This window comes from Arthrobacter sp. GAS37 (assembly GCF_044908325.1).
Taxonomy (GTDB): domain Bacteria; phylum Actinomycetota; class Actinomycetes; order Actinomycetales; family Micrococcaceae; genus Arthrobacter; species Arthrobacter ramosus.
This window is the reverse complement of record NZ_JBIYDB010000079.1, coordinates 1-3438: the sequence shown is the minus strand read 5'-3', so window position 1 is coordinate 3438 and position 3438 is coordinate 1. Positions and strand designations below refer to the sequence as shown.

Sequence of the window (3438 nt, the reverse complement as noted above, 5' to 3'; positions counted from 1 at the left end):
TCGTTGGATTAACCGGCTAATCCGGGTCTGGAATTGTCCGCTGTCGTCCTTTTTTGATCTTTATTTCGTGGCCTTGGTCGTGGTGTTGGCTCGTTCGAGCCGGCGGAGTCGTTCCTCGTGGTGGCGGGCGCGGTCGGCGACGGCTTCGAGGCTGGCGCGTAGCTGGGCGATCTCGATGCTCAGGCCGGAGAGCGTGGGTCCTTGAACGCCACGGAGCCGGTATTCCTGGATTAGCGTCCGCAGTTCCGGGTTGCGGTAGAGGGTCGCCCGGGAAATTCCGGTCGCTGCCGCGGTGGCGGTGAACGTCACGGGTTGTCCGTTTGCCACCCTCTCCTCGAGGGCTTGCTCGACGCGGGCCACGAAGGTGTCTTGGGTCATCCGGTGTGGGCTTCGCTGATGAGGATGTCCAGTTGTTCGACGAGTTTTTGGTGCCGTTGGGCTTCGCTGCTCCAGCCGCGTGCTGCGGCGTCCCGGGCGAGTATTTCGGCGTCGTGGCGTTGGGCGGTGAGTACCGGCAGGTGGGTGTTGTCGGTGCGGTAGCTGGGGCAGTGTTCGCAGATGTTGGCGTAGGGGCATGCTTCTTGGGCGGGTGCGCGCAGGCAGTATCCGCCGGCCATGCGCGCTTTGATCATGGGGGTCTCCCGCCAGTCCCCGTTGGTGATATCGACCAGCGGCAGTGTCCTGCGTCCGGTGGGCAAGGGGCCGATCCGGGCCTTGGCCATATCCAGGGCGCGTTCGTATTCGGTTCTGACCGTGCTATCGAAAAGCCGGCCGTAGCGCAGGCTCATCTCGGCGGAGACGTGCCCCAGCAGCGCCATCAGTGCCTGGAGGGATACCCCTGCGTTGATCAGGGCGGTGGCATAGGTATGGCGGAGTTGGTGAGTGGTGATGTGGCCGAGTCCGGCCGTCTGGCCAGCACGGGCCAGTTCGGTCCGGAGGGCGTTTTGTCCCAGCCGGTGGCCGTGGTGGGTGAAGAGGAAATCCGCCGGCCGTCCGGTCCTTGGGTGTGGGATGGGCCTGCCCGGTGAGCGGGTGATGCTGATCCGGTCCAGTACTTCCAATGCATCATCATCAAGGGGAACCATCCGTTCGGTGGCGAGTTTGCCCAGCGGGACCTTGAGCCAGGACCCTTGGCCGGGGACCTCGTGCACGCAGTCCATTTCAAGGTCCAGCAGTTCCCCGATCCGCAGCCCGGCGGCGCGTTGGAGCAGCAGTGCGTCCGCGGTGAGCCGGTTTGGCGAACGGACAAGCTCGGCGCTCAGGGTGCGGTCCGCATCCGGGGGCAGATAACGCGGCAGGGGCCGCGGCAGCCGCGGGATGTCGGAGCGGAAGAGCAACCGCCGGGTTGGCGCATCGGGCCAGCCCCATTCGGTGATCTCTGTCAGGAAGTTGGCCACGGTGTTTACCCGTCGGGACTGCTCGGCGATCGAGAGTGTTCCGCCGCTTTTGGTGTTCTCTGCCAGGGACAGTGCGATCAGGTATGGCTCGATATGGCGGCAGCGCTCCAGGCCGTCCGGTCCCGTCAGGGTGGGGTCCAGTTCGCTGATCACACGGCCGAAATGGGCCAGCCGGGTGGCGATACCGCTGACGGTGGCGGGAACGCAGGTCACTGATTTGCGCTGCAGGTAGCGGACCAACACTTCATGGAGCGGTGACGGGACGGCTGCCATACGCTTATCGAAAGGCAGCCTGGGTGCGGGCCGGGTCGCCGGGGCCGGCAGCACTCCCTGATGGAAGAGTATTTGCCGGGTGCTTTGGAGCAGGCCCCGGTAGGAGCGCGCGCTGCGGCCGGTGCGGTCCTGGCGCTCGTGGCAGGCCTTTTCAAGCTCGTCGACGTCGGCATCCGTGAGGGTGTCCAGGATCCGGCCGGTATGGATGAGCAGGCGGGCGATGACCTGTGAGGCCAGTGCCGAGGCGACCCTGTCGCTGAATCCCAGTTCGCCGGCTGCAGTCCTGAACCGGGCCAAATCGGTCTCGAGCCCGGTGCCGATGACTTCGCGCCAGAGGCTGGAGAATTTACGGGACAGCAGGTAGTCGTAGTCCGGTCGCAGGCGGCCGCTGACCATCAGAAAGGTCACGAATGGTTTCGTGGCGTTATTCGCTGTCAGCTGCAGGTGCAATGGCCGCAGCGCCCAGTCCTGGACGTGGGGCCAGCGGGCCACAAACGTTTTGGCCGCGGTGGTGTAAGCAGTGTTTCCCCGCCGGGTCAGGGCAAGGTGAGCGGCGTAGGAGGCCAGCAGTGCAGCCGGCGGATCAGTCGCGTTGGTGTTGACGGGCGCGGGCAGCATCATATTCGGCTTTCACATGGGTGGGGGCCAGGTGAATATAGCGGGCGGTGGTATCAACATGGGTGTGTCCGAGCAGGGCCTGCATCACGGCAAGATCCACGCTGGCCTCTGCCAGGGCGGTGCCAAAAGTATGGCGCAGGGCGTGTGGATTTCCGGCCTGAACACCGGATACCTCACGGTGGTAGCGGAAAATGGTCCGTAACCCGGCAGCCGTCAGTGGCTGGCCGCGGGTCGGTCCCTTGGCCACGATGAACAGGTAGCGGCTTGTGGTTTCGGGCCGTTCGGCCAGCAGATACGTCTGGATCACCCCGGCGACGTCGACATCGAGGGGAACCCGACGCTCCTTGGCGCCCTTGCCCTGGACCAATAGCCAGCGGGCGCCGATATCAACATCGCCCACCTGCAAGGCAAGCACCTCGGCCGAGCGCAGCCCACAAAAGAGCATCAGCCCGGCAATGGCCCGGTCCCGCCAGCAGAGCAGGCTGGCCAGAAGGTCCGCGGATTCGCTGCGCTTCAGGGCCCGTGGGAGCCGGCGTGGTTCGCGGAGCCGCAATACGGACCTTGGCTTTGGCTTTGCCACGTGGGCGAGCAACCCGGTGCGTTCACCGGCAGCTGGCCGGCGGGCCTCCTTGCCCCTCGGGACCGGGTTCTTCAGCTCCGGATTGCGCATGATCAGAAACGTGTAGAGACCTGAGATGGCGGCAAGGCGTTGGTTGATTGTTGTGGGCGCGTACCTGTCCAGGCGCCGGCCCTGCATGGTGACAACGTTAGGGCCGGGTCGGCCGGGAACATGGGCCTGACGGCACGCCGATAAATAGTGGAGCAGTTCATCGGTGCCAACAGATGGGAGCTCCATGTCCTGCTCCCTGAGCCAACGGCAAAACGCGAGCAGATCATAGCCGTAGGTCCGTACGGTTCGCGGCGAGTAGTTCCGGTCCGTCAGATATCCCAGATACTCGTTGACCGGACCGAAACGATCGGCGCCGGCTCCTGCCAGCCGCCACTGCCCGTCGCCGGGTTCCAACCGCAAATCCTTGCCGGTCACCATGACACAGAAGTATCCGCTCCGTCCCGGCCGAACCGGGCGACATCCCCGCGGCGTGTCGCACCAGAACCGGTCCGAAACAACCGATTAGCCGGTTAAGAGGCA

3 protein-coding genes are annotated in these 3438 nt (G+C 65.0%); all 3 read right to left on the bottom strand.

Translation table 11 applies throughout. The features are described 5' to 3' along the window. Positions 1 to 60: 60 nt before the first annotated feature. The 3 genes from ABH924_RS24695 to ABH924_RS24685 are packed head-to-tail and all read right to left on the bottom strand — an operon-like array spanning position 61 to position 3336. Positions 61 to 378, bottom strand: a complete 318-nt coding sequence (locus ABH924_RS24695) for a DUF6262 family protein (RefSeq protein ID WP_234752568.1) — start codon at positions 376 to 378, stop codon at positions 61 to 63. After that, positions 375 to 2291, bottom strand: coding sequence for a tyrosine-type recombinase/integrase (locus tag ABH924_RS24690; protein WP_404503150.1), 1917 nt, complete (start codon positions 2289 to 2291; stop codon positions 375 to 377). The genes ABH924_RS24695 and ABH924_RS24690 overlap by 4 nt, the downstream gene beginning before the upstream one ends. Continuing rightward, positions 2254 to 3336 carry a tyrosine-type recombinase/integrase gene (locus tag ABH924_RS24685; protein WP_404503148.1) on the bottom strand — a complete coding sequence of 361 codons (1083 nt, stop codon included), beginning with the start codon at positions 3334 to 3336 and terminating at the stop codon, positions 2254 to 2256. Before ABH924_RS24685 ends, ABH924_RS24690 begins: the two co-directional genes overlap by 38 nt. Positions 3337 to 3438: the final 102 nt, after the last annotated feature.